Below are 20,966 nucleotides of genomic sequence, written 5' to 3' on the forward strand. Positions count from 1 at the left end.
AACCTCATGAGATGGCACAGCTAGTAGATGCGGAGGCGGCCGGCTCGCTCGACGGGCTGTTCGGCGCCAGCCGAAACGCTGATCCACACCCAGTAGTTGCCGACGTCGAGTTCGATGGCGGTGGGTCCGACCATGACGCGGGCGTAGCCGCTGACGGTCTCGGCGTCGTGCCAGTCGTCGTCTTCGGGATTGCCTTCGCCTGTGAGGAATGCGAGCCGCGGGCTGGTGGAGGTGACCGGGCTGCCGTTGTCGTCGGTGGCGGTGATGGCGACGCGGACGTATTCACGGCTGGTCTGGGCTAGCTGCACGGTTCGCTGGCCTCCCATCGCGGCGGGAGCACGGTCGCGGTCCGGCGCCGCTCTTGGACGACTGCCGACCACCGGGATGTCGGCGGCCCGACGGTGAGCGTCACGTTGGCGCCTTCGTCGCCGCCTGCCGTTGCGGTGATGCCTGCGTGGGCTGCGAGGGCCGCGGCGAGGAGCCGGTTGAGGCTGGCCGCCGTGGACGCTGTCGCGGTGACGGCGAGGGATCCGCCGGCGCGGACGTCGACGGTTCCTGCCGCCGCCGCGACGGCTGTGGCGGCCAGGTCGCTGCCCGAGGCTGTGTCGATCCTGCCGGTGGCGGCAAGCGTGCCGGACGCGGGCAGTGCTGCCGTGCTGCGCGCATCCCGGGTTCCTGCAGCGGCCAGTGCAGCGGCGGCCGCAAGTTCGCCGGCGGCTACGAGGTCGAGGCGGCTGTCGGCGGCGATCTCGGCTGTGACGGTGAGGCCGGCCGTGACTTCGCCGTTGCCGGTGACCGTTCCATCCGCCGCCGGGGTCGCGGTTGCGGCGAGTGCGCTGCCGCTTCGGGCTTGGAGGGTGGCGGAGGCGTCTGCCGTGGCGGTGCCGGCCAGGACCGCGCTGCCGGTGGCGGCGCGGAGGCCTTCGCCGGTCGCTGTTGCGATGGCGTCGAGTTGGCCGCTGCTGACGTGTCCGGTAAAGGCGGTGCTGGTGGCGGTGGCTTCCGCCGCGAGCCCTGCTGTGCCTTCTGTGCTGATCGCCGCGTCCGCGGTCCCGGCCGCGACTGCGTCGAGGGCACCGGTTGCCGCAGCGTCCCGCAGTGCCGTGCTGTCGGCGGCAGCGGTGGCGTTGAGATCGCCTGCGATGGCGCGCCCGATGCTGCCTGCGCTGGTCGGGGTGGCGGTCGCGGAGAGTGCCGCGGTCCCAGCTGCGTCGACGACCGCGTCTGCCGCGGCGGTGGCAGTGCCCGCGAGGGCTGCCGTGCTGCCGGTGGCGCGTACCGCCGTGCCGCTGAGCCCGGCAACGCCTGCGAGGGTGCCGCTGGCGATCGCCTGCCGGTCGCCCGTCGCGCTTCCGGTCGCGGTCGCGGCGAGCGCTGTCGTTCCGGATACCGCGACCGTCCCGGTGGCAGACCCCGTGGCGGTGGCGGCGAGGCTGCCGCCGCCTTCGACTGCGGAGGCGGGCACGTACTCGACGAGCACCCACAGAGTGGAGACGCGCCGGGCGGTGGACTGGCTGACGTTGCCGCGGTAGCCGATCTGCGCCGTGTCCAGCGTCGAGGGCGTCCAGGCGGTGGAGGTCTGCGGGTTGGTGTAGGCGGTCAGCTGGTACGGGAACGGCGACCCGACCTTGTGGGTCGACCAGCCGCTGACCGCGACGGAGACGGATGCGGACTCGGAGACGGTCCCGGACGCCTGCCCTTTGATCCGGTACACGATCGATGCTGCGGTCGCCGCGTTCGAGCCGACTCGGCCGCCGACCTGAACGAGGGTGATCGTGTCCGAGGCTCCGATGCCGGCGGACGACGTCGAGTCGACGTTGAAGTCGTCGATGGTCGTCGTGCCGGTCGCGGTGGTGGCGTTGTAGGAGGTGGCGTCGTCGGGGGTGGTCTCGGAGACGCGGGTGTAGTTGTTCGCGGCTCCGGCGGTGCCGCCGACGACAGTGGCGAATCCGTTGTTGTCGCCTGCCGCGTTGGGCTTCAGGTGGACGACGTTGCCTGCGCCGGGGAGGCCGGTCTGGGCTGTGCCGGTGGTGTCGTTGACGGCGACGTCGTCGATGTACAGGTCGGTGGTCGCGGCGAGCTGTACGCCCATGCGGATGCGGCTGAAGCCGGTGATGTTGGAGCAGAGGGTGTCGGCGAACAGGGTGCCGTTGAGGTAGCCCTTGAACGCGGAGATGCCGCTCGCGATGACGCCGCCGTTGTCGACGTCGGTGTAGTCCAGCTCGATGCGATGCCAGACGCCGGTGGTGAGCGCGGTCGAGGTGCCGGTGAGGGTGGTCTCGGTGAAACCGTCGCGCAGGACCAGCGTGCCGTCGGTCTGGAGCCGCAGCAGGCCGGGGAAATATCCGTTCTGCCCGATGCCGTACACGTTGGTCGCGGTGTCGGGGAGGGTGTCGACGCGCAGGTAGAGCCGGTGCATGGTCCGCATGACCACGCCGGTGGTGAGCTGGTGCTCGATGAACGCCGTCGCCGCCGTCGGGTTGGAGCGGAGGGACGCGGTGCCGGCGCGGTGCACGCTGGTGGAGATCGACGGCGATCCGGTGACGACGGCCCCGGAGTTGACGCCGAACTCCAGGCTGGTCGACTGGAGTTCGAAGCCCGTCGTCCACATCCGTGCCACGACGGCCTCCCGACGGTCAGACGGCGGGTTCGATCAGCTGGCCTGGACGCCGAGGGAGAGCCCGAGCGCGGTCGCGGTGAAGGTGTCCGCGGACGACCAGGCCTTCGACGCGGACAGGGCGACGGAGAACAGAAACGTGCCCGAGCTCGATGCCGTCCAGATCGAAAGGTGGGTGATCGTCTCCGAGGTGCCGCCGTTCGTCCACGACGGGTTCGTACCCGTCAGCGCGAGCGCCGACCCGGACGACGAGGCGGCGAACGTGAATACGGACCGAGCCGTGGATCCGGCGCTGATGGCGGTGGTGCCGGCCGCGCCGGGGTTCGCGGTGTGGAGCTGGGCGTAGGTGCTGACCGGCCCGAAGGCGGCTCCGGCCGCGCGCAGGGTGTTGAGCCAGCTGGATACCAGGGAGGTGGACAGTCCCTCAGCCATCGGTGGTCTCCTCGTCGTGGGGAGACTCGTCGGTCTCCGGCTGGGGGTGGGTGACTTCGCCGGTGGCGGTCACGGTGATCGTGATGGTGTGCGTGTCGGCCACGGCGGCCTCCTCGTCGGTGTGTTGGCTGTCCCGCCGCCTGCGGGCATGGGGTGGCGCGGGCGGCGGGACGTCGGGGCCCGGGGTGAGCGGCCAGCCCCGGTCTATGCGGTCTCGGCGAGCGGCATGTCGACACCGACGGGCGACCCCATGTCGTGTTCGGCGACGTGGTCGCGGACTTCGGCCAGGTCGAACGACAGGTACATCGCCGGAGCGGACCGGCCTTCATAAGGCAGCGCCGAGACTGGCACTTCGAGTTCAATGCTGCAGATGGGGCACCGTAGGGTGCTGCTTCCGACCACTGCCACGACGCCTCCTCCGTGAGGATTGTCGTCCGCCCGGCCCCCCACTAGGACCGGGCGGACGGTTGGGCCGAGCGCTGGGCGCTTCAAGACCCTCCCTGCGAGCACCTGCGCAGGGGGCTTATGCGGCGAGTAACGGCGCCTGCTCGATGACGGGTGGCGTGTCGGCGGAGGCGATGAGCGCGCGGGTGTCCGTGTCGCGCTTGGCTGCTGGGAGTTCGGCAAGGTCGTAGAGGACACCGTTGCGTCGCCGTGCGGCGTCGTAGTGTCGGGTGAGGCGGCCCTCGGCTGCCCAGCGGCGGATGGTGGCTGGCGGCCGACCGGTCCAGTAGGCGGCGAGGTCTTCAGTGACGAGCTGCGGGGGCATTCGATCACCCCCGGACATGCGAAAGGGCCACCTGTTGGGTGGCCCTCCAGACACAGCGAGATCGATTGGAGCACACCATACGCTCGCCCCTGATCATCCGGCAAGTCATGTTGCTGAACTGGCAAGCACGCCTTCTAGGGGCGGGCGCCTTTGGTGTTCATCGCCCGAGCTCCACGCTGATCTTCTCGCCATCCCAGTGCAGCGTGTCTCCGGGCCGGACGACGAGTGTGGGTTCGTCGCCGCGTTGGATGGTTGCGCCGCCGATTCCGGCGGCGACGCGGTAGCCGTGTTGGCGGCACCAGCGTTCGGTGACGTCGATGAGCATGGCGTGGTCGAGGGTGTGGGTGGTGGGGTCGGCGGCGGCCCGGTTGCAGATCATGCGCCGGTAGAGGTTGGCGGTGTTGCGGAGTCGCCAGCGTTCGGTGTGGCGCCAGGCATTGTTGGCTTCGCGGTCGCATTCGTCGGCGAGGTCGCGGAGGTTCACGGTGTCCACTCCTCGCCTCGATGGTCGGGGTGGCCGGCATAGGGCTGCGCGAGGATCTTGAGCGCAACCGCGCAGGCTCCAGCGGCAAGCACGTACTCGTGCCGCTGCTGGACCTCTGCGTATGCCTGGGTCTTCTCGTAATGGTCGACGATCCCGAGCTTGGCGTCGAGGTCGGTGAGGACGACGGCCGGGTTGTTGGCCACGATGTGCTCGGCTGGCTCGGATTCGTGGAGCATGCCGATGTGCGGAGAGATCCAGCGGCGCTTCTCGGATTGGGTATAGCTGCTGTGGTCGAGGATGACCCAGCCGTTTTCTGGGTCGCATTGCAGGGCGGCAGCCGCTTCGGCAATCGCCCGCCGTTCGGCGTACCGGGCCCGCAGGAAATCGGCGATGTCGCTCACGTGAAGTCCCTCGAGTCGTATGGGACTCCCCAACGTGCCTCGCAGCTGCGCTTCAAGCGTCGTTCCAGCCACCAGATGACGGGCATGATCGCGCAGGCTGCCCAGCCCGGCCCGTACAGGAGGGCGTCTCGCCACGTCACGCTGCCGCCTCCATCTGCCTGGCATGCTCCGCCGCCACGGCTTCCTGCGCGGCCCGGAGTTCCCGCCATTCACCAAGCCCGTCCCAGCGCGCCCCGCATGCCCGGCAGTGGACGCGGTGGTTGTCGGTGGCCGCGGTCAACGGCTGTCCGCACCAGCCGTCCTCGGTGGGCGCGGGGCAGGATCCGATACCGACGCGCCCGGCTCGCTTCTCCCCGAAGGCGAGGGCCTTCAGCTCGCCGTGCAGTTTGCGGAGTTCGTCGATGTCCTGGCCGACGGGCTCGTAGCTGCCGCATGCCCACAGCAGGTTGTTGGCGAGGAACCGGGCCAGTTCGGGGACGGCTTGGGCGGGGCTGCCGCGCCAGGGGGCGATGGTCCAGCCGAGGGTTCGCCGCCAGGAGTCTTCGATCGCCGACAGCCGGGCTGCGACACCGCCGGGGCCGACGAGGGCGAGTACTTCAAGACGGGGCGGGACAGGCGGTGTCTTGCTGCCGGACGTTCCGCCGCCGGCCCGTTGGGCTCCGCGCATGAGCATCGCGGTGGTGTCGATCTGCCGGTACAGCCCGGGGAGTTCGGCGAGGCGCGTCACGGTGACGTCTTCACACGGCCGACAAGCGAACCTATCCGCCTCGACCACCCAGAGCGTCCGGCCGCAAGACACGCACGGAGGGGGGACGTACCCCTCGTACTTCAACCACATCTCCTGGCTCATCGCGCAATCCCCGCCTTCTTGGCCCGCCTCTCCGCATCCCACATTCGATTGCAGGCACGGCAGCGACGTGACCCGTCGCCCCTGATGACGGTGTTGGCCTCGTCGTAGGGGTGGCCGTTCTTGCAGTGCGCCCTCTGGCCCCAATAGGAGACGCGCCGCCCCTTCTGGATCATGTCCTGCACGTTGTCGCGCTGAGTTCCCAGAAACAGGTGGTCGGGATTCACGCAGGCGCGGTTATCGCAGCGGTGGCAGATCACCATCCCCGGCGGTATAGGCCCGTTGTGAAGCTGGTACGAGAAGCGATGGGTCGAGATGTCGATTCCGTCATCATTCGCGAGGTGCCCGTACCCGTGATCTCCTCGACCCCCCTGCCAGTTCCAGCAGCCTTCACTCTTCTCGACTCGGAGCCAGAAACGCTCCTCCGCAGTGCCCTGAGGGTGCAGGCCGGTGAGGTTGCCGTGCCGAAGTTGGCGAGCGTAGTGCTTCTGGCAGAGCCCTGTGGCGAAGTGTTTTCCACCGCAGTCAGGCACGGTGCAGCCTTCGCGCCGCAACAGACGGGTGTGGTGCCCCTTCACAAAGCGGGCCGGCTCGCCCTTCTTGCGCCCTGATGCGGCATCGGCATTCTTTGCAAGCTTGGTCGGCGTTCCGCAGCCGCACTCACACAGCTTGGTGGACTCGGCGGGGTGGTCGTTCACGGCGGAGCTCCTCGTGTGGTGCGGGAAGCAGGGTGACACTTAGGCCAATGGTGCACCATGTGGTTGGCAATGCGGGCCAATGGCCCATGACATGCCTGTGGCCCTGCTTCGGACGGCGAAGCAGGGCCACACGGTTGTGGTGGTCACGTCGGGAATACGTCCGGGTGGGTGGCCTTCCATGCGGCCCAGTCCTTGCTTGGGTATTCGGTGTGCATGTGCTTGTCGCGATCCATGACCTGCTCGAGGGAGAGTGGGCCAGTCTTGACGGTGTCGTAGCGGCCCCCTCGACTGCGGGGTGCCAGCGGCACCCAGAACGGGCCGGACGTCCAGGTGACGATGCGATAGGACCAGTCGCCATCGCCCCACTTGTGGAAGATGCGGGTGACGGCGTCGGTGTCGAACGGCTTCTCTTCGAGTTTGCGCTTGTACCAGCCGTCGACGCCGAAGAAGTAGACCTTGTACTGCTCGATGTATGACGCGAGTTGCTGCGCTTCGATGCTGGTGGGTCGTGCTTCGGACTCGCGGTCGAAGCATGCGATATATCGCCAGTCCGGGTGGGTGCTGGTGACGGGGATACGGAGCTCGGTGAGCGGGTCGTCGCGGTCGGCGTCGTATGGCCAGTCGGTGACGGTCATGGGTGGATCCTCTCGCGGGTTGGTGCGGGGCGCGCTCGGGTCAGAATCCGCCGCCGGGGAACGTGGGCCGGTGGTGTCGGGGTCGCTGCTCGCCGTACAGGGTGTCGATGTAGCGGACCAGTTCCTTGCCCGCGCTGCTGGCCTGGGTCCAGTTCGCTTCGACGTCTTCGCGGATCTGCTTGGCCTCGTCGGCGGTGAACTCGATTCGGAGGGTGCCGTCGTCGGTGACGGTGATGACCTGCATGGGGATGCTCCTCTCGGCCGCCGCGGCGGCGATGGGTCAGATGGGTTTGCCGTCGCAGTCGCGGTAGCCGTCCGGGCTACGGTGGATGCCGAGGCAGTCGCCGCGTTCGCACTCAGTCTCCGGCTCGGCGTCCTCGTCGGGTTCGGGTGTGATGGAGGCAGGCCGGACGCAGGACACGACGACCGTCCCGTTCTCGTCGGCGAGTTGGTAGCGGACGGTCCCGTAGACGGGGTCGTCGCAGCGGAGGCACGTGCAGGGGTGGGCCGCGTACACGCCGTGCAGCTGGGTGAGGCTGCCGTGGTAGCGGACTTGGAGGCCGGGCTCCCAGCCGGTGAGCGGGTTCAGCATGACGGGCTCCTAGGCGGCGAGGGTGGTGGCGAGGAACTGGACGCGGGCGACGGCGGGGTACGGGACGGTGGCGGGGCCCGGCCCCGAAGAGCCGGGCGGCGGACGCCCGAGGGCGCTTCGACTGTCAGGCGCCGGAGACCAGGCGCACCCGGCGCTGGAACAGGCGCAGCGCGTCACCCCGGTTGCGGGTGGTCAGCGCGACGCGGTCGCCCTGGCGGACCCGGTACCACGTGCCGGGCGTGCCCATGAGTCCGTGGTCGTCGGAGGCGACCTCCAGGGCGATCCCGGAGCGAAGCGTCTCGGTGGTCCAGTTCATCTCGACTCCCTGATGCGGTGCAGTTTCTGTAATACGAGAATGCACCCGGACCGGCAGGGTTGTCAAGCGACTTCCGCAGATAGATAGTGGTTCCTGTAATACGGAATCCAAGGAGGACTCATGGCGCGGCCCAAGACCGGCCAGACACCACCCATCTCGTTCCGGCCGCCGCAGCAACTGCTCAAGGAGTTCGACGCAACGATCGAGGAAGGGCGCTCACGGTCGGACGTGCTCATCGAGTTGATGCACGACCGCGTCACCCGGAAGGCGCGTGAGGCAAAGAGCGGCGGGGGTGCCGGCCCGGACGCATCTCAGCGTCCTGTGGTGGGCGTGCGGCAGACCAAGGAAACGACGTGAGCGAGCCGGACTTCGTCGTCCTCCGCGCGGCCGCCGGAGCACCGGACTGGTTTCTGCCGCCCCGCTGGGACGGCCGCTGGATCGACCGAGCAGAGCTGCCGCCGGAGCCACCCGCCAGGTGGGAGCCGCCTGACGACGGCACGCACGCGCAGGCCGTGTTCGTTCCGACCGGGCGGTTCGAGGTACGGGACTACGATGGGGCCGTGGCCGAGGTATGGGAAGCGAGTCCCGACGCGCCGCCGGTGCGTCCAGGCGAGGAGACCACACCGTGAACAGCAGCCAAGGGCCTTCAGTCACGGTGGTCGCAGCGCTTGCTGTCGGGGCCGTCCTGTCGTGCGTCGCCGTCCTGATGCTCTGGCTGGGCACCGAACCCTGGACCGACTATGCCGCGCTCGCGGCAGGCTGCCTCGCCTTCGCCGCCATCCTCCTGAGCGGCTTCACCTGGATCGACGAATCCACCTCGACGTGAGCGAAGGCCCCGCCCGATCACCCGGTGCGGGGCCTCTCTCGCGTGAACCTCCGCCATCCCCCTCACCCCTTGTCGGTGTCGTGCCCTACCCTGCCCGCACACGCCGCAAGGGGGGACACATGCACCACCTCATCACCGCCGCCGTTGGGCTCGCCGCGCTGTTCCTGACTGCCTGCACCAGCAGCAGCGGGGACGCCGACAGCAAGCCCAGCCCGACCGGCCCCGGCCTCGCCAAGGACTGGGGGCCGACGTTCACCAAACTCGCCGCTACCGAGCCCGGGCTCTGCAACCTCGTCGGTGAGCAGGCCTGCGCTGATCAGATTGCCGCCATCGCCTCCAACGCCAACGACCTCGAAGACGTCATCGAGAAGACCGGCGGCAGCTATCCCCGGACCAAAAACAAGATCATGAAGATCGTCAACGGAGCCACCTCCTACACCCTCCACGAATGCCCCGGCGACGCCAACGCCGGCATCGCAGGATCGCCCTGCCCGGACGAGGCATTTCAGGTACGGGCGGCCGCCGAAGCCCTGCCGCTCGCGCTGGAGGCAGACGAAGCCGCGCAGTAGGCCGGCTCCGGGTGCCGGAAGCATCGGCTGCTTCTCCGATTCCCGCCCCGCCTCCCCCACCTGCCGGGCAGACTGCCGGTATGGCGCTGAGGTTCACGGTTCAGGGCGATGACGAGTCGGAGACGGCGGAGGGCCTGCGGATGCTTGTCGCGGCCGGCTTGCAGTTGGCGATGCCGCCACGGCAGGTGTCGGGCGCCCGGTGGATGGCGCGGGCGGTACTCGGTAGGGCGAAGGCCCCGGACGGTGAGGGTTCCGGCCGGGGCCCCGGCGTGTTGGGCTGAGGTCAGGCGAACGTGACGGTCGCGGCGTTCTGCTCAGTAGGCGGGGCCGTCGTATTCGATGGCGGTGATCGTGGCGTTGGGGTGTTCTTGCTGGGTGCGGAGCACGTCGGTGACGAGCGAGTCGAGGCTGTTCGTGGAGTTGAAGCTGAGGAGTCGTCCGGTGCGGCGGTCGTACAGCCGGTAGTTGATGTTGGTGTGCTTCACTCTGCGGTTGGGCAGGGGCTGGCCGTTCCAGGTGTCCGCCATCAGGTCCATTCCCAGGTCTGGCCTGCTGCTGCGGCCCGGTTGGCGGATGCGGCGAGGAGGCTGGCGAGCTGGGCCCATTCCGGGTTCATGGCGCGGCTGTTGGCGGCCTTGCCGAGCAGTTGGCCGACGCGCCCGGCTTGGGTGGCCGGGGTGGAGACGGGGACGGAGACGTGTCCGTCGAACAGGTAGGTGACCTCACGCCATTCACTGCTGGTGAGGGCGTGGGCGAGATGCTGGCCGAGGTTGGCGATGGTGGTGGCGGACCGGGTCGACGGGACGCCGTGGCTGATGAAGATTCCCACGGTCACCTCCCGATCGCGTTGCCGGGGGCCATGCGGATGATCCCGTCAGGCTCGTCTTGAACGAGCCAGTCGTGGTGTTCCTGGCAGAAGTACAGGCCCTTGACCTTCTGCTTGGTGCAGAAGCGGTTGCCGTCGTTGTGCCAGCTTCCGATCTGGATTTGGTAGCCGCAGGTCTGGCTTCCGCGGTCGGGTTCTTGTCGAGTGAATTCCATGGGGTTCCTTAGAGGTTGCGGGCGTGGGCGAGTTCGGCGGCGCGGTCGAGGTAGCGGTCGGCGAGGTGTGGGGTGGCGCGGGTGTCGTTCCAGGCCGGCACGGAGTCGACGTGGGGGAAGTCGCGGCGGATCGCTTCGAGGAGGACCGCCATCGCGGTGTCGGCGAGGCTTCCGCTGGGGGCTGTCGCCCGGATGGCTCCCATGAGGCAGATGGCGCCTTGTTCGTCGCGGAGTGCCCCGGTGCACCAGCCTCGGGCGGCGAGCTGGTTGCGGGCCCGCCATAGGGCTGTGGCGACGGTGGTCCGGTAGGGGCAGGGGCTGGCGGCGGGGGTAATCAGCAGCGCGGCGTCGACGTGCGGGATGGGGTCGATGGGGATGTGGGCGGTGTTGATCTCGATGGCGGCGGAGGCGTTGGCGAGGCTCACGTTCATGGCAGCTTCGGCGAGGGCGAGCCGGGTCTCGAGGTCGACGGCGGGTGCGGGTGTGGCGGTGCGGGCCGCGGTCCGAATGGTCACGGCCGGTCCTTGCCGTCGCCGCGGCATTCGCCGCACGGGACGGTGACTTGGTCGCCGCCGAAGGCGGTGTACAGCTTGCCCTTACCGGTGCAGTGCCAGCAGAGGCCCTGCGCGCGGGCTTCCTCCGGGGAGAGGGCGCCGTTCTGGGCTTCCCATTCCTGGTCGGTCATGCGACCTGGCATGATGTTGATCTCCTCGTTCGGTTTCGTGTCGGCGGGGTGGACGGGGCGCCCCTGGTCGCTTCCAGGCATTCGAGGGGCGCCCCGGCTCAACTACTGCGGCGCGGTGGCCGCCTGGTAGACCTCGGCGTCGGTGTATCCGGCGGCGATGGCAGCGTGCAGGGTGGGCATCACCGCGGCGTAGTCGGGGTGGGAGCTGTCGGCCCCTTGAGTGTTCAGCTGCATGCCGCGCCTCATTGCGGATACGGCGGCCTTGAAGGTCTCTTCTCGGCTGGACATCGCGTTCACGCCCCTTCGCCGTAGGGGTTTGCGGCCATGGCGCGTGCGAGGACGACAATTTCGGCGTCGTCGCCGCGCTCGTTCACTTCGATCGTGATCCGGTTGATGGCGTCGTCGTCACCGCGCAGCCATGCGTCGACGAAGCGCTGGATGGTCGGGGAATGCATTCCCATGGGTCCTCCTTGATCGTTTCCCGGTGGGCGGGGTCGGGTTACAGGTCTTCGCCGAAGCGGACGTGCATGGTGGCGTGGAGCAGCTGAGCGGCTTCGCTGCCGTCGGTGGCGCGGGTGGCGAAGCGCTCCTGCACCTCGCGGACGACGCGGTCGGTGGTGGCGTGGTCGCCGCGCTTCTTGGCGGCGATGTAGTCGCGCACGGACTGGTGCGTGATCTCCAGGTCGGACATCGGGGTTCTCCTTCTCGGGTTGGGGTCAGACGCGCCAGGTGCCGATGAGGCGGCGCTTGCGGGGGTTGGATCCGTCGCTGGCCAGCTTCTCCACGCCGCGGATTTCGGCGTGGTCGAGGATCGCCTCGTAGCCGGCGGGCAGCGGGCCGGCGACCTGGGGGGCGGCGCCGGCGATGTCGCGGATACCGCGGGGCTTCTCGTCGTAGACGGGGCCGAAGTTCTGGCAGAGGGTTTCGGCGCTGTAGTCGCCGTCGGTGCAGGGGGTGCCGGTGAACGGCAGCCGCTTGGTGAAGACGTAGGCGGAGCAGAGTTGGGCGTCTTCGTAGGGGGCGATGTTCCGGGCGACGTTCATGACGATCCAGTAGGTCCGGCCGAGCTCGAGCTGGCGGGCGAATCGCTTGGCGTCGCCGCGGTCCCAGGTCTTGGGCATGAGTGTGGCTCCATTTCTGGTTTATGGTGGTTTGTTCGGGTGGACATGGGATGGTTTGCCCCGGACTACACCCCTCGGTGAGCCGGACAGAGAGCGGACGCCGTCCGGACAACGTCCGGGTGTCGCCCGGACTGCTATGCGGCCAGTCCGGGACATATAGGGCGCTGCCAGGGTCGCAGTCCGGGGCAAACCATCACATATTGCAGGTCGTTCAGTTGCCTTCGAGGAGACTCAGCGCGTCAGCGATGTCTGCCTTCTGGTAGCCGTTCACACGGCCCAGGCCCTCGATGTCGACCTTGACGGTTCCGCCGGCTCCGGCGTCCCGGAGGAGCTTGCTGAGGCGCGTCTCCGCCATGCCGCCGCCGATGATCTCGGCCATCTCCCGTACCTGCGCCACGTCCCGCCCGAGCGTCGTCGTCATCGCCACCAGGCACCCGCGGAGGGCGTCCATCTGCATGCGCTGCTCCGGCGTGCGGTTGAGAACGTTCCGGCCCGGCGCCCCGTCCCGCTTCGGGCCGCCGGCAGCAGACGACAGGCCCGTCGCGTTCAGGAGGTGCTTCTCGATCGGGTCCTCCCACTGCCCGGCCAGGCGGCCCGCGGCCTCGCGGATCTTCGCCGACTTCTCCAGCAGCATGGTGATCTCGCCGCGCTCGTCCTCGTCCAGGTCGAAGGAGCGCGCGAGGTCGGTCACGCCAGCGGACGTGTTCACGAGCCATCCGAAACCGGGCCGCGGCGGGTCGAACTTGGAGGCGTCCCTGCCGGCGCTGGCCTGCCCGCCGCCAAGGATCGCGTTGGACTGGGTGGCGTTCTCCACGGCCATCGCCCAGCGGGCGCCGCAATTCATGGCCAGCGCCTGCGGGATGACATCCGCCTCCGGGTACTGCGTAATCAGGATCATGAAGATGCCCGAGCTCAGACCGACCGCAGACAGTTCGATGAGGGCTTCGAGGATCTCCTCGCGCAGCAGCTTGCCCGGGCGGGTGTAAGTGGCGAGCTCGTCGATGACCAGCAACTCCAAGCCGCCGACCTGCTCGATGACCGGGGTGACGAGCTTGCTCTTGCCGAGCGCGCCGAGAGCAGCCTCGCGCCGGTCCTTGTCGGCGAGCAGCGCCTTGAGCAGGGCCAGCAGGCGCTCCGGGCTGGGCTTGAAGTAGGTGGAGGCACTGCCTGTCTTGGCGTAGGGGTCCCACTCGCCGTTGTTCTTCCCGGCCACGATGCGCAGGTTGATCCGCGGGTCGAAGGAGGTGCCGACGACGAGGTTGGAGGCGCCGACGCCCTTGCCGGACCGGCTCCTGCCTGCGATGACGAACGACTGGTCTTTGATCGCCAGCCGGACGGCAATGCCGCGCTTGTTCCAGGCGACGGGCACGCCGTCCTTCCAGGCGTCGATCTGGGCCGGCTTCTTGAGGAGAGGCGACGGGCGGGTGTCTGCGAACGGGTCCTTGTCGGTCATCCAGAGCGAGGTGCGGGCCTCGGTGCCGGCCTTCTCAACGTCGACCATGGACACGTCGCGGCCGAGCGCACCGGCCAGCTTGGGCAGCTTCTTCCTCAGCTCGGCGACGGTTGTCCGCGGCGGCAGGTCGAACACCACGGTGGTGTTGCCGTCGCCATCTCGCTGCGGGACGGCGAGGATCTGGATCTGCTCGTTGGGCTTGACTTCGCCGATGTTGCGCAGGGCCTGGTCGAGTTCCTCAACCGTGAGCGCCGGCGGCGGTGGGGCGTTGAACTCCCGCATCCGGGGCAGTGATTCCGGTTTCGTCAGGACGACCGGGGTGGCCAGCTGCTGCGTCTCCATGTTCGGGGCAGGTGCAGGCTGGCCGGCGTCGAAAGGGCGGCTCACGAGGTACCAGCCGTACCCGGCCGCCGTCCCGAGGGCCGCGAGCAGCATGGGCTGCCCGCTGGCCGCCTGCTCTACGGCGGTGCCGAGGACGGACATCGCGCCGAGCCCGCCACCGGCGACGATGGCGGCACGGGATGCCTTCTTGCCGTTGCGGGCGGCGGCGATCTCCCGGTCGGTCGGCGGCAGGAGCGGGATTGCCTGCATCTCGGCAAGCTTCGTCTCCTCCGCCGCGACCCGGCCGCTGAGTGCGGCCAGGGCGCCCGCATTGCCGCCGGACTCGCTGGCCTCGGCCTGCGCCTTGGCGACGGCGTGCCGGGCGTAGCCCTCCGCGACGCGGCGCTGCTGCTGGGCGAGCTGCTCGGTGCGCTTGCGCTGCTTCTTAGCGGTGGCGAGCTGGATGACGGTGACGGGGTCGAGGTCGCCGCCGCCCAGCCAGTCGGAGAGGCGGGCCTTGGCGTGGCCGGACTGCTCCTTGAGGACGTCCTTGGCGCGGTCACTGCGGGACGGCCCGGGGGCTCGGGGCGGTTCGGCGGGCATGGGCGGGATGCCGGTCTGCTGCTCGGTGGGGGTGGGCTGGGCTTCGGTGGCCACGGGGCCGGTCCTTTCCGGGAGGGGGCGGGGCCCGGTGTGGGCCCCGCCGGGTGGTGGCTAGCCGAGGTTGCTGAGCATGCTGCCCAGCGAGCCGACGACCGAGTTGGTCAGGTTGGAGCCCATCGCGCCAAAGGTGGTGCCGGCGAGGGCGATCCCGAAGAGCACTCCGATGACGGCGTCGGCCACCTTCAGGCCGCTGTGCTTGACCTTGACGAATACGACGATCGCCAGGACGAGGATGGAGACGATTCCGACGCCGATGGTGCCGCCGCCGGCCTGGGTGGTGATCTGGTCGTTGACGCCGGTCTGCACGGCGCCGGTGCCGGTGCCGCTGTTGAGCGGGTTCTGCAGGGCGCTGCCGGAGCCGCTGTCGGGGGTGAGGCCGTTGGTGATGCCGGCCGGGTCGTCGGCGTCGGCCTTGTAGGAGGCGAGGACCGCGACGGCGGTGTGCTGCTCCGGGGTTGCGGACCGGCCGGCGGTGTCGAGGCCGCGGATGTGCATGACGCGGCCGTCGGGCAGGGCGACGGGGGCTCCGGTCGCGCGGTCGATGCGGTTCTGGATCTCGATGGCGGACGCGGTCTCCGAAGCGGCGGCGACGGTGGCGGCGCCTCCGAGGAGAGCGACGGCGGCACTGCCCGAGACGGCGATCCGGCGGATGACGGTGTTCATGGGTGACCTCTCAACGGGGTGGGTTAGTCGGCGTTCGGGCGGGAGTTCTTGGCGGCGGCAGCAGTCTGCTCGATGGCCGCCTGCTTCTTCGCGGCGGTGCTGTACGGGGCGGTGTCGCCGGGGCGTCGGACGGGCGGGGTGCCGCCGTTGTTGCGGCGCCCGTCGGGGGTGTTCGGGTCCTTCTTGCGGCGGGGGCCCATTTGGGAACTGACCAGTGACATGGATCCGAGAACGGGGGCTTCGGTGACGGTCCGCATGTGGGCCTGTGCGGCGCGCGACTGGGCTTCGATTTCGGCGCGGATCCCGACCGTCTTGCAGCCCGTGACGAGGAGCCACGTCTCGCCCCAGATCTGGTCCGTCACGTACCGGGAGCCGCGGGCGGAGCGCAGCGCGTCGGCGACCTCCCACACGTCCGGGTGCTTCGCCTGCCGGTCGGCGTCCTTGCGGGCCTGCTCCTCCTCGGCAGCCTTCTGCGCGGCGGCCTTATCGGCGGCAGCGTTCGCGTCGGCGGCCTGCTTCTCAACGCGCGCCTTCTCCTTCGCACGGTCGGAGGCTTCCTTCGCCCGGCGCGCGGCACGGCGCTCACGCCGGGACGGGATGCCGTCGGCGCGCTGCGCGATGCCGTGCTCGTAGGCCATCAGAACGACGGGGCCGCCGACGGATGCGAGGGCTCCGATGAGGCCGGCGTTGAATCCGATGGCCTCATCGGTCAGGCCGCCGTACAGGTTGACGGCGGCGGCGATGATCGCGCCGGCCATGATGCCGATCCGGTACGGCAGGACGTCGCGGCGGTGGGCGACAGCCCATGCGGCACCGAGGGCGAGGACGAGGGCGAACCCTTCGAGGAGTGCGGGGGCGGCGATGAGGAACTTCCGCGCAGGGTCCCAGAAGTGCATGAACTGGACGGGCGCGGCGATGATCAGGCCGGTGGCGTAGATGCTGCGGGCGCCCCACTTCCACCAGTGTTCCGACCGCCGCTGCTCCGCCTCGCGCTTCGCGTCCGCGGCGTCCTGCTCTGCGGCGGCGTTCTCCGCCTTCTCGCGTTCGGCGTTGGCTTTGGCGGTGTCGGCGGCGCGCCTGGCGAGCGCAGCGGTGTGGTCGGCTTGTTCCTTCTCCAGGCGCATGCGGGCGCGCTCGTTGAGGATGCGCTGCCGTTCGGCTTCCTCGGCCGCCTTGGTCTTCTCGGCTTCCGCCTTGGCTTCGGCGTCGATGCGGGCGGCGTTCGCTTCGGCGGCGGCGCGGGTCCGGATCGCTTCCGCCTCGGCCAGGGCGACCGGGTCGAACCGGGGCTCGGGCGAGGTCTTCGGCGTGCCGTTGACCTTCTCGACGGATGTGGCGGTCACGGTGGATCAGTCCCTTCCAGGGGTCAGTGAGTGATCAGGTAGGTGATGACGATCAGCGGTAGCGGCAGGAGAATCCCGGCCGCATAGATGAGGCGCATGCCGTTCACCTCGCGTCTGCGGTGAAGCCGGCCCCGGTCCGCCGGACTGTGAATCCGAGGCCGCGGACCTGCGCGGACACCCCGCCGGGGGCGAGCCGCTCCGCCTCGTTCAGGAGGGCGGCGATCTGGCGGCCGATCTCCTGGCTGCGGGCTGTCTTGGCGCGGAGTTCGTCGGCGGATCCGGTGTGCATCACGACTCCGCCTTCCGCAGCTGGTCAGCGGTGTAGCCGCGGTAGCCCATGGCGGCCTCAACGAGCCGGCTGTCGATGCCCTTGACGGCGATGAGGCCGCCGGACAGGGAGCCGTCGTCGACGACGGTGCCGGTCTTGCCGACCGTGCCTGCGTTCTCCGGGCCTGCAGCAACCACAGTCACGCGGTCGCCCTTGCTGTATACGGGCATTGGGGTTCCTTTCGGCGGTTCAGGCAGTGGCGGTGCTGCGGCCCCTCAGCGGTCGCGGCGGGCTGGGGCGAAGAGGGCGATCAGGGTGACCGTGACGAGGGCCGCCAGGGCGGCGATCGACAAGGCGATGAGGGCGTACTGCATGGCGGACTCCCAGGTTTGAGGGGTGCGGATCGGGCTGGCGGTCAGTCACCACCAGCTGGGCTTGCGCCGGTTGGGGCATCCGTTGCGGGCGTGCTCCTCGCACTGCTCGCACACGTCCCCGCTCACGACGGGTCCTCGACGCAGTGGCCGAGAATCCGCAACGCGGTCTCCTGCCGGTAGTCGCCGGCATGGGCGTACAGATCGTCGGCTGCGGTCTGGCTGCCAGCGTTGAGGCTGTCGGCGGCGGCCTTCACCTCATCGTCAGTGGGGCGGTAGCCCTTCGGTTCCGGAGTTCGGCTGAATAAGCCCATGTCGGACCCCTTTCGGATCGGATGAATGATTAGCTGCGTCGACGGGCGGCTTCGGCCCCGATGTCGTGGATGTCGGTTCCGTCGGCCTCGGCGATGGCCGCGAGCCGGTGCGACTCACGGACCGCGGCCTGCCAGATCGGGTCGTCGTGGTGGTTCTTGCCGTCCGCGTTGAGGCCGGCGGCGATGCTGCGACACCGGTTCATCTGGTCGGCGGCGGCGGCGAGGTTGTCGGCTGTCCGGGCCCGGTCGGCGAGCTGGCTCGGCAGCCACGAGGGCTTCGACATGGGGATCCCCTTCAGTCGATTCGGGTGACGTTGATCGGGTCGGGGTCGAGGACGGTGCCGCCCCGGTTGAGCCGGGCGAGCGGCCGGTTCGCCTTGGCCGCGGTCTTGGCGATGGCCTCCTCCGGGCTGTCGGCGCGGGCGCTGTACGTGTACTCGCCCCCGATACCGGGACCGGATGTTCCCCGGCGGGTGACGGTGAAGCGGCTCATGGCGGGCTCCTATCGGCTCGTTCAGCGGGGGTTGGCGGCTTCGGCGACGAGGCCGAGGAGTGCGTCGTGGAGGTCGACCGCGTCGGCGAGCGCCGTCCACAGGCGGTTGCTGGGCCCGTAGTGGGGGTCGGCCAGCGTCACCTGCCACGCGGCGCCGATCTCGTCGATGGCGGCGGCCGATACGCCCTGCCACAGGCGGCGGAGGTCCCGGCCGGTGAGCGGGGCGCCGAATGCGGTGTACGGCTCCCCGTCGACCTTCGTGACCGTCACAGCCGGCCGGTCGCTGTCGGTTGCGGTGCGGACCAGGAACGTCAACTGGCAGGCTTCGGCGACCCTGGCCAGTGCGAAAAGCAGCCGATCGTCGCCGACCAGCCCGGACACTGCGGCCCGCTGCTCCCAACGCCGCCCGTCATGGCCGGGGCTGTCGCAGCCGGGCTGCGACTGGTCGGTGACGAACCCGGCCCGATTCGCCCGGGCCAGAACCGGGACCAGGTCCGCGGTCTCCTCGTCCGGGCCGTAGCCCGGCGTGTAGCCCGGCCACAAGGACAGTTCGCCCTCCAGCCACAGCGCCATCAGCCCACCCAGATCGGCGAGAGTCCGCGCGGCAGCCCAACGGCGGCGGTCGGCACGCATCCTGCGCCAGCGGGTGAACATCACGCCTCCTCTCCAGTTGCGCGTCGCTCGCAGTCGTCGGCGTGAGCCCGGAAGTTTCGGGCGAGGCGCTGCCGCCCCTTCGCTTCGTGACGGTCGGCGATGGCCCGGTACTCGCGGGCGATGGCTCGCAGGTCGTCGGGGTCGGTGGTCTTCACGCCGCTGCCAGGTAGTGGAAGCCGTCGAGCTCAGCGAGCAGGTCGGGGCCGGCGCCGCGGCGGATCTCCGCCTGACGGGCCGTGTCCCGGCGGGCGACCGCGGCCGCATACTCGACGAACAAGTCGGAGATCGACATGACCGGCACGGAACCCACCAAGGTCACAGCGCGGGCGCGGCGGCCCAGATCGGTGGCGGCGAGATCGGCGTCGAACAGGAACGGAGACATCGTGGATCACAGGCCCTCTCGGGTCAGAAGGTGCGATGGGGGGTGGTCAGTTGATCTGAACGTGGGTGACGGTGCGATTGCCGTCGTAGTTGACGAAAGAGTCACAGCGGCCGCACTGGAAGCCGCCGGGGTATGTGTCCATGACGGCGTCGCAGCACTGGGGGGTCTCGCTGATGCCGAGTTCATCGCCCTCATCCAGGGCGCTGATGTGGATCTGAGACATGGCGCATCGGCCCTTCTGGGTCGGTGGGGACGGGGGGGTGGTGCGAAGTGGGTGCCGCGGTGCGGGACGGGGGGATTGTCGGACCGCACCGCGGCGGTCTAGGGGACTACTTCGGGCGTTCCTCGGATCGCTTGTTGGCCTCGCGGAGCTTGCGGAGCATCTCGGCGTACTGGTCGTCGGTCACCGCTGCTCCCCGACCAGTCGAAGGGCCGGCCGGGCGTCCACCTCGTAGCTGACGAAGCAGGTAGCGAGCCGCACGTTCGTCTCGGCGTCCGTCACAGCCACCCGCAGCAGCGGACCGCAGCCGACGGGCTGACCAACCGCGCGGACCACGGCATCCGCCGCAGCTTGCGCGGCGACCAGACGCTCCAGTTCGGCGCCCATCAGACTGCCGCCGTTCGGTACGGGTGCGGTCCGCGCGGCCTCGACGGCAACGCATCCTTCGTCTTGCCGTGGTCGTCGGCCACCGCGCGCTGCACCTCAGGGGTCACCCGGACATGCGACGCCGCCTCATGCGCGAGACGGTCAGTCGAGACAGTCGGGGCGCTCACGACGTCACCGTCGTGCGGCGTGCGGCGTGCAGGCCGAGGGTGAGGCGGTCGACGCGTCGGAAGGACTCGCCGTATGCGGCGTACCGGGCCTCGGCCTCCTCGGCGCGCCCGCTGCAGCTGGCGCAGTGGGCGCGGTGGTCGGCAACGCGGGCGGCCATGAGGATGTCGCCGGGCGACGGGGAGGGGACCGGGGCGCTCATTCGGCACCCCGCACGTCTGCGATCAGGTCGCGGACGGCGGCCAGGCGAGCGATCGGGTCCTGGCCCGTGGGGACGATGACGACGTGGCCGCCGCCCACAGTCGGGTCGTGCACGGCCTTGATGTGGTCGCGCATCTGCGAGTCGAGGGAGCTGAGGTCCCACTCCTGCAGGCGCATCCCGTGCTCGGCGAGGAGGGCGGCCAGCGTGTCGCGGGCCTCCTGCTCGTCCGCGAGACGCTCGAACTCGGCGAGACGCGCCCGGGCCGCCGTCACCATCTGACGCAGGCGGGCCGGCGACGTCTCGGCGAAGTCGGAGAGCCGGGGGTTGGCGGATGCGACAAGTGCCAGCTGGCCGGTGTCGACGTCCGCCATCACCTCGGCTTCGAGGGACAGGCTTACCCCGCGCTCGGCGGGGAGATGTGCGATGCTCTTCATGGTTCTGGGTCCTCTCACGATCCGAACCATCGCCCCGTTCGGTGTTCCAGCACCGAATGGGGCTTCTTCTTGCCCTGTCGTAGCGGCCTGATGCGCTCTATAGTTGCAACATGAGGCATCAAGCGCAAGCCCAAAGGGGAAGGTGGCCGGATCTCGTAGTTATTGACCCCTCAGGTTGCAATCGAGGGGTGTGGGATCATCTCGCCATGACGGATGAGGAGAACGCCCGGCGGGACGCCGCATCGAAGGAGCTCGACAAGCTCAGCGCCGCTTACGAAGCGGCGGAGAGGGCTCTCGATAAGCGGCGCGACGCGCTCCACTCCGCGATCGTGAAGCACCTCATGGAGCGCAACCTCAGGCCAGGTGAGGTCGAGAAGCACACCCCCTACGACCGCAACCACATCCGCCGGATCGCGAACGCGGCTGGCGTACCGCCACTTCGGGAGCGCACAGTGCGAAGCGCGAAGCGGGACGCATAGCGGTCCAACTGCAGGTTGAAGCAGCATGTCGGAACCTCCCCTCACCAGCAGCAAAGCGCCTGGGGAGGCTGTGACGACATCTTGAGAGCCGATCACTCACACCTCAATCACAGGCACAGGC

42 protein-coding genes are annotated in these 20,966 nt (G+C 69.5%); 5 read left to right on the forward strand and 37 right to left on the reverse strand.

The features are described 5' to 3' along the window. Positions 1-20: 20 nt before the first annotated feature. The 13 genes from ACWCPF_RS25780 to ACWCPF_RS25840 form a co-directional block, all read right to left on the reverse strand. Positions 21-308 carry a hypothetical protein gene (locus ACWCPF_RS25780; RefSeq protein WP_451047453.1) on the reverse strand — a complete coding sequence of 96 codons (288 nt, stop codon included), beginning with the start codon at positions 306-308 and terminating at the stop codon, positions 21-23. Then, positions 299-2,620 carry a hypothetical protein gene (locus ACWCPF_RS25785; protein ID WP_451047454.1) on the reverse strand — a complete coding sequence of 774 codons (2,322 nt, stop codon included), beginning with the start codon at positions 2,618-2,620 and terminating at the stop codon, positions 299-301. The genes ACWCPF_RS25780 and ACWCPF_RS25785 overlap by 10 nt, the downstream gene beginning before the upstream one ends. Before the next feature lie 33 nt (positions 2,621-2,653). After that, a complete protein-coding gene (locus ACWCPF_RS25790) occupies positions 2,654-3,049 on the reverse strand; it encodes a phage tail fiber protein (RefSeq protein WP_451047455.1) in 396 nt (131 codons plus the stop codon). A gap of 204 nt (positions 3,050-3,253) precedes the next feature. Then, positions 3,254-3,457 (reverse strand): hypothetical protein, encoded by a 204-nt coding sequence (locus tag ACWCPF_RS25795; RefSeq protein ID WP_451047456.1) that lies wholly within the window; start codon positions 3,455-3,457, stop codon positions 3,254-3,256. A gap of 115 nt (positions 3,458-3,572) precedes the next feature. After that, the gene (locus tag ACWCPF_RS25800) at positions 3,573-3,818 is read right to left on the reverse strand and encodes a helix-turn-helix domain-containing protein (protein WP_451047457.1); all 246 of its coding nucleotides are present in this window, start codon (positions 3,816-3,818) and stop codon (positions 3,573-3,575) included. 157 nt (positions 3,819-3,975) lie between these two features. Continuing rightward, the gene (locus ACWCPF_RS25805) at positions 3,976-4,302 is read right to left on the reverse strand and encodes a hypothetical protein (RefSeq protein ID WP_451047458.1); all 327 of its coding nucleotides are present in this window, start codon (positions 4,300-4,302) and stop codon (positions 3,976-3,978) included. Continuing rightward, positions 4,299-4,703 carry a DUF6221 family protein gene (locus tag ACWCPF_RS25810; protein ID WP_451047459.1) on the reverse strand — a complete coding sequence of 135 codons (405 nt, stop codon included), beginning with the start codon at positions 4,701-4,703 and terminating at the stop codon, positions 4,299-4,301. The genes ACWCPF_RS25805 and ACWCPF_RS25810 overlap by 4 nt, the downstream gene beginning before the upstream one ends. A gap of 136 nt (positions 4,704-4,839) precedes the next feature. After that, the gene (locus ACWCPF_RS25815) at positions 4,840-5,430 is read right to left on the reverse strand and encodes a hypothetical protein (RefSeq protein WP_451047460.1); all 591 of its coding nucleotides are present in this window, start codon (positions 5,428-5,430) and stop codon (positions 4,840-4,842) included. A gap of 119 nt (positions 5,431-5,549) precedes the next feature. Next, the gene (locus tag ACWCPF_RS25820) at positions 5,550-6,248 is read right to left on the reverse strand and encodes an HNH endonuclease signature motif containing protein (RefSeq protein ID WP_451047461.1); all 699 of its coding nucleotides are present in this window, start codon (positions 6,246-6,248) and stop codon (positions 5,550-5,552) included. Positions 6,249-6,391: 143 nt separating this feature from the next. Next, positions 6,392-6,883 carry a hypothetical protein gene (locus ACWCPF_RS25825; RefSeq protein ID WP_451047462.1) on the reverse strand — a complete coding sequence of 164 codons (492 nt, stop codon included), beginning with the start codon at positions 6,881-6,883 and terminating at the stop codon, positions 6,392-6,394. A gap of 40 nt (positions 6,884-6,923) precedes the next feature. Next, the gene (locus tag ACWCPF_RS25830; protein ID WP_451047463.1) at positions 6,924-7,127 is read right to left on the reverse strand and encodes a hypothetical protein; all 204 of its coding nucleotides are present in this window, start codon (positions 7,125-7,127) and stop codon (positions 6,924-6,926) included. A gap of 36 nt (positions 7,128-7,163) precedes the next feature. Next, positions 7,164-7,475, reverse strand: coding sequence for a hypothetical protein (locus ACWCPF_RS25835; protein WP_451047464.1), 312 nt, complete (start codon positions 7,473-7,475; stop codon positions 7,164-7,166). 124 nt (positions 7,476-7,599) lie between these two features. Beyond that, a complete protein-coding gene (locus ACWCPF_RS25840) occupies positions 7,600-7,791 on the reverse strand; it encodes a hypothetical protein (protein WP_451047465.1) in 192 nt (63 codons plus the stop codon). 120 nt (positions 7,792-7,911) lie between these two features. On the opposite strand from ACWCPF_RS25840, the gene ACWCPF_RS25845 reads away from it, so the two are divergent. The 4 genes from ACWCPF_RS25845 (at position 7,912) to ACWCPF_RS25860 (ending at position 9,186) form a co-directional block, all read left to right on the forward strand. Further along, positions 7,912-8,148, forward strand: a complete 237-nt coding sequence (locus ACWCPF_RS25845; protein ID WP_451047466.1) for a hypothetical protein — start codon at positions 7,912-7,914, stop codon at positions 8,146-8,148. Then, positions 8,145-8,420, forward strand: a complete 276-nt coding sequence (locus ACWCPF_RS25850; RefSeq protein ID WP_451047467.1) for a hypothetical protein — start codon at positions 8,145-8,147, stop codon at positions 8,418-8,420. The genes ACWCPF_RS25845 and ACWCPF_RS25850 overlap by 4 nt, the downstream gene beginning before the upstream one ends. After that, on the forward strand, positions 8,417-8,617 hold the full coding sequence (locus tag ACWCPF_RS25855; protein WP_451047468.1) for a hypothetical protein: 201 nt from the start codon (positions 8,417-8,419) through the stop codon (positions 8,615-8,617). The genes ACWCPF_RS25850 and ACWCPF_RS25855 overlap by 4 nt, the downstream gene beginning before the upstream one ends. 119 nt (positions 8,618-8,736) lie before the next feature. Further along, positions 8,737-9,186: a hypothetical protein gene (locus ACWCPF_RS25860; RefSeq protein ID WP_451047469.1), complete on the forward strand. Its 450-nt coding sequence runs from the start codon at positions 8,737-8,739 to the stop codon at positions 9,184-9,186. A gap of 314 nt (positions 9,187-9,500) precedes the next feature. Here ACWCPF_RS25860 and ACWCPF_RS25865 read toward each other — a convergent pair whose 3' ends face one another. The 24 genes from ACWCPF_RS25865 to ACWCPF_RS25980 all read right to left on the reverse strand — a co-directional run bounded on the left by ACWCPF_RS25865 (position 9,501) and on the right by ACWCPF_RS25980 (position 20,366). Then, positions 9,501-9,713, reverse strand: a complete 213-nt coding sequence (locus tag ACWCPF_RS25865) for a hypothetical protein (RefSeq protein WP_451047470.1) — start codon at positions 9,711-9,713, stop codon at positions 9,501-9,503. Continuing rightward, positions 9,713-10,015 (reverse strand): DUF7739 domain-containing protein, encoded by a 303-nt coding sequence (locus ACWCPF_RS25870; protein WP_451047471.1) that lies wholly within the window; start codon positions 10,013-10,015, stop codon positions 9,713-9,715. Before ACWCPF_RS25870 ends, ACWCPF_RS25865 begins: the two co-directional genes overlap by 1 nt. A gap of 2 nt (positions 10,016-10,017) precedes the next feature. Next, positions 10,018-10,227 carry a hypothetical protein gene (locus tag ACWCPF_RS25875; protein ID WP_451047472.1) on the reverse strand — a complete coding sequence of 70 codons (210 nt, stop codon included), beginning with the start codon at positions 10,225-10,227 and terminating at the stop codon, positions 10,018-10,020. An 8-nt stretch (positions 10,228-10,235) separates the two neighbouring features. Then, positions 10,236-10,742 carry a DUF6197 family protein gene (locus ACWCPF_RS25880; protein WP_451047473.1) on the reverse strand — a complete coding sequence of 169 codons (507 nt, stop codon included), beginning with the start codon at positions 10,740-10,742 and terminating at the stop codon, positions 10,236-10,238. Then, complete coding sequence (locus ACWCPF_RS25885; RefSeq protein WP_451047474.1) at positions 10,739-10,912, reverse strand: hypothetical protein; 174 nt, start codon at positions 10,910-10,912, stop codon at positions 10,739-10,741. Before ACWCPF_RS25885 ends, ACWCPF_RS25880 begins: the two co-directional genes overlap by 4 nt. A 102-nt stretch (positions 10,913-11,014) precedes the next feature. Next, positions 11,015-11,146, reverse strand: coding sequence for a hypothetical protein (locus ACWCPF_RS25890; protein WP_451047475.1), 132 nt, complete (start codon positions 11,144-11,146; stop codon positions 11,015-11,017). Between the two features lie 59 nt (positions 11,147-11,205). Then, positions 11,206-11,373: a hypothetical protein gene (locus tag ACWCPF_RS25895; protein ID WP_451047476.1), complete on the reverse strand. Its 168-nt coding sequence runs from the start codon at positions 11,371-11,373 to the stop codon at positions 11,206-11,208. Positions 11,374-11,411: 38 nt separating this feature from the next. Continuing rightward, positions 11,412-11,603: a hypothetical protein gene (locus ACWCPF_RS25900; protein WP_451047477.1), complete on the reverse strand. Its 192-nt coding sequence runs from the start codon at positions 11,601-11,603 to the stop codon at positions 11,412-11,414. Positions 11,604-11,628: 25 nt separating this feature from the next. Beyond that, positions 11,629-12,033: a hypothetical protein gene (locus ACWCPF_RS25905; RefSeq protein WP_451047478.1), complete on the reverse strand. Its 405-nt coding sequence runs from the start codon at positions 12,031-12,033 to the stop codon at positions 11,629-11,631. A gap of 211 nt (positions 12,034-12,244) precedes the next feature. Beyond that, positions 12,245-14,464, reverse strand: a complete 2,220-nt coding sequence (locus ACWCPF_RS25910; RefSeq protein WP_451047479.1) for a hypothetical protein — start codon at positions 14,462-14,464, stop codon at positions 12,245-12,247. Positions 14,465-14,521: 57 nt separating this feature from the next. Then, positions 14,522-15,133: a hypothetical protein gene (locus ACWCPF_RS25915; RefSeq protein ID WP_451047480.1), complete on the reverse strand. Its 612-nt coding sequence runs from the start codon at positions 15,131-15,133 to the stop codon at positions 14,522-14,524. Between the two features lie 23 nt (positions 15,134-15,156). Continuing rightward, on the reverse strand, positions 15,157-16,476 hold the full coding sequence (locus ACWCPF_RS25920) for a hypothetical protein (RefSeq protein WP_451047481.1): 1,320 nt from the start codon (positions 16,474-16,476) through the stop codon (positions 15,157-15,159). Positions 16,477-16,579: 103 nt separating this feature from the next. Beyond that, positions 16,580-16,765, reverse strand: a complete 186-nt coding sequence (locus ACWCPF_RS25925; protein WP_451047482.1) for a hypothetical protein — start codon at positions 16,763-16,765, stop codon at positions 16,580-16,582. Further along, positions 16,765-16,974: a hypothetical protein gene (locus tag ACWCPF_RS25930; protein ID WP_451047483.1), complete on the reverse strand. Its 210-nt coding sequence runs from the start codon at positions 16,972-16,974 to the stop codon at positions 16,765-16,767. The genes ACWCPF_RS25925 and ACWCPF_RS25930 overlap by 1 nt, the downstream gene beginning before the upstream one ends. Before the next feature lie 266 nt (positions 16,975-17,240). Then, on the reverse strand, positions 17,241-17,429 hold the full coding sequence (locus tag ACWCPF_RS25935; RefSeq protein WP_451047484.1) for a hypothetical protein: 189 nt from the start codon (positions 17,427-17,429) through the stop codon (positions 17,241-17,243). Between the two features lie 29 nt (positions 17,430-17,458). Beyond that, the gene (locus tag ACWCPF_RS25940) at positions 17,459-17,713 is read right to left on the reverse strand and encodes a hypothetical protein (RefSeq protein ID WP_451047485.1); all 255 of its coding nucleotides are present in this window, start codon (positions 17,711-17,713) and stop codon (positions 17,459-17,461) included. 11 nt (positions 17,714-17,724) lie between these two features. After that, on the reverse strand, positions 17,725-17,922 hold the full coding sequence (locus ACWCPF_RS25945) for a hypothetical protein (RefSeq protein WP_451047486.1): 198 nt from the start codon (positions 17,920-17,922) through the stop codon (positions 17,725-17,727). A 21-nt stretch (positions 17,923-17,943) separates the two neighbouring features. Further along, entirely contained in the window at positions 17,944-18,576 is a 633-nt protein-coding gene (locus ACWCPF_RS25950; protein ID WP_451047487.1) for a DUF6919 domain-containing protein, read from the reverse strand. Next, the gene (locus ACWCPF_RS25955) at positions 18,576-18,731 is read right to left on the reverse strand and encodes a hypothetical protein (RefSeq protein WP_451047488.1); all 156 of its coding nucleotides are present in this window, start codon (positions 18,729-18,731) and stop codon (positions 18,576-18,578) included. The genes ACWCPF_RS25950 and ACWCPF_RS25955 overlap by 1 nt, the downstream gene beginning before the upstream one ends. Beyond that, a complete protein-coding gene (locus ACWCPF_RS25960) occupies positions 18,728-18,958 on the reverse strand; it encodes a hypothetical protein (protein ID WP_451047489.1) in 231 nt (76 codons plus the stop codon). The genes ACWCPF_RS25955 and ACWCPF_RS25960 overlap by 4 nt, the downstream gene beginning before the upstream one ends. Before the next feature lie 46 nt (positions 18,959-19,004). Next, positions 19,005-19,181, reverse strand: coding sequence for a hypothetical protein (locus ACWCPF_RS25965; RefSeq protein WP_451047490.1), 177 nt, complete (start codon positions 19,179-19,181; stop codon positions 19,005-19,007). Between the two features lie 180 nt (positions 19,182-19,361). Then, positions 19,362-19,565, reverse strand: a complete 204-nt coding sequence (locus ACWCPF_RS25970; RefSeq protein ID WP_451047491.1) for a hypothetical protein — start codon at positions 19,563-19,565, stop codon at positions 19,362-19,364. A 163-nt stretch (positions 19,566-19,728) separates the two neighbouring features. After that, a complete protein-coding gene (locus tag ACWCPF_RS25975; protein WP_451047492.1) occupies positions 19,729-19,932 on the reverse strand; it encodes a hypothetical protein in 204 nt (67 codons plus the stop codon). Then, positions 19,929-20,366, reverse strand: a complete 438-nt coding sequence (locus ACWCPF_RS25980) for a hypothetical protein (RefSeq protein ID WP_451047493.1) — start codon at positions 20,364-20,366, stop codon at positions 19,929-19,931. The genes ACWCPF_RS25975 and ACWCPF_RS25980 overlap by 4 nt, the downstream gene beginning before the upstream one ends. A gap of 206 nt (positions 20,367-20,572) precedes the next feature. Here ACWCPF_RS25980 and ACWCPF_RS25985 point away from each other — a divergent pair, with 206 nt between their 5' ends. Next, positions 20,573-20,845 (forward strand): hypothetical protein, encoded by a 273-nt coding sequence (locus tag ACWCPF_RS25985; protein ID WP_451047494.1) that lies wholly within the window; start codon positions 20,573-20,575, stop codon positions 20,843-20,845. Positions 20,846-20,966: the final 121 nt, after the last annotated feature.

It is taken from the genome of Streptomyces sp. NPDC001858 (genome assembly GCF_053594615.1).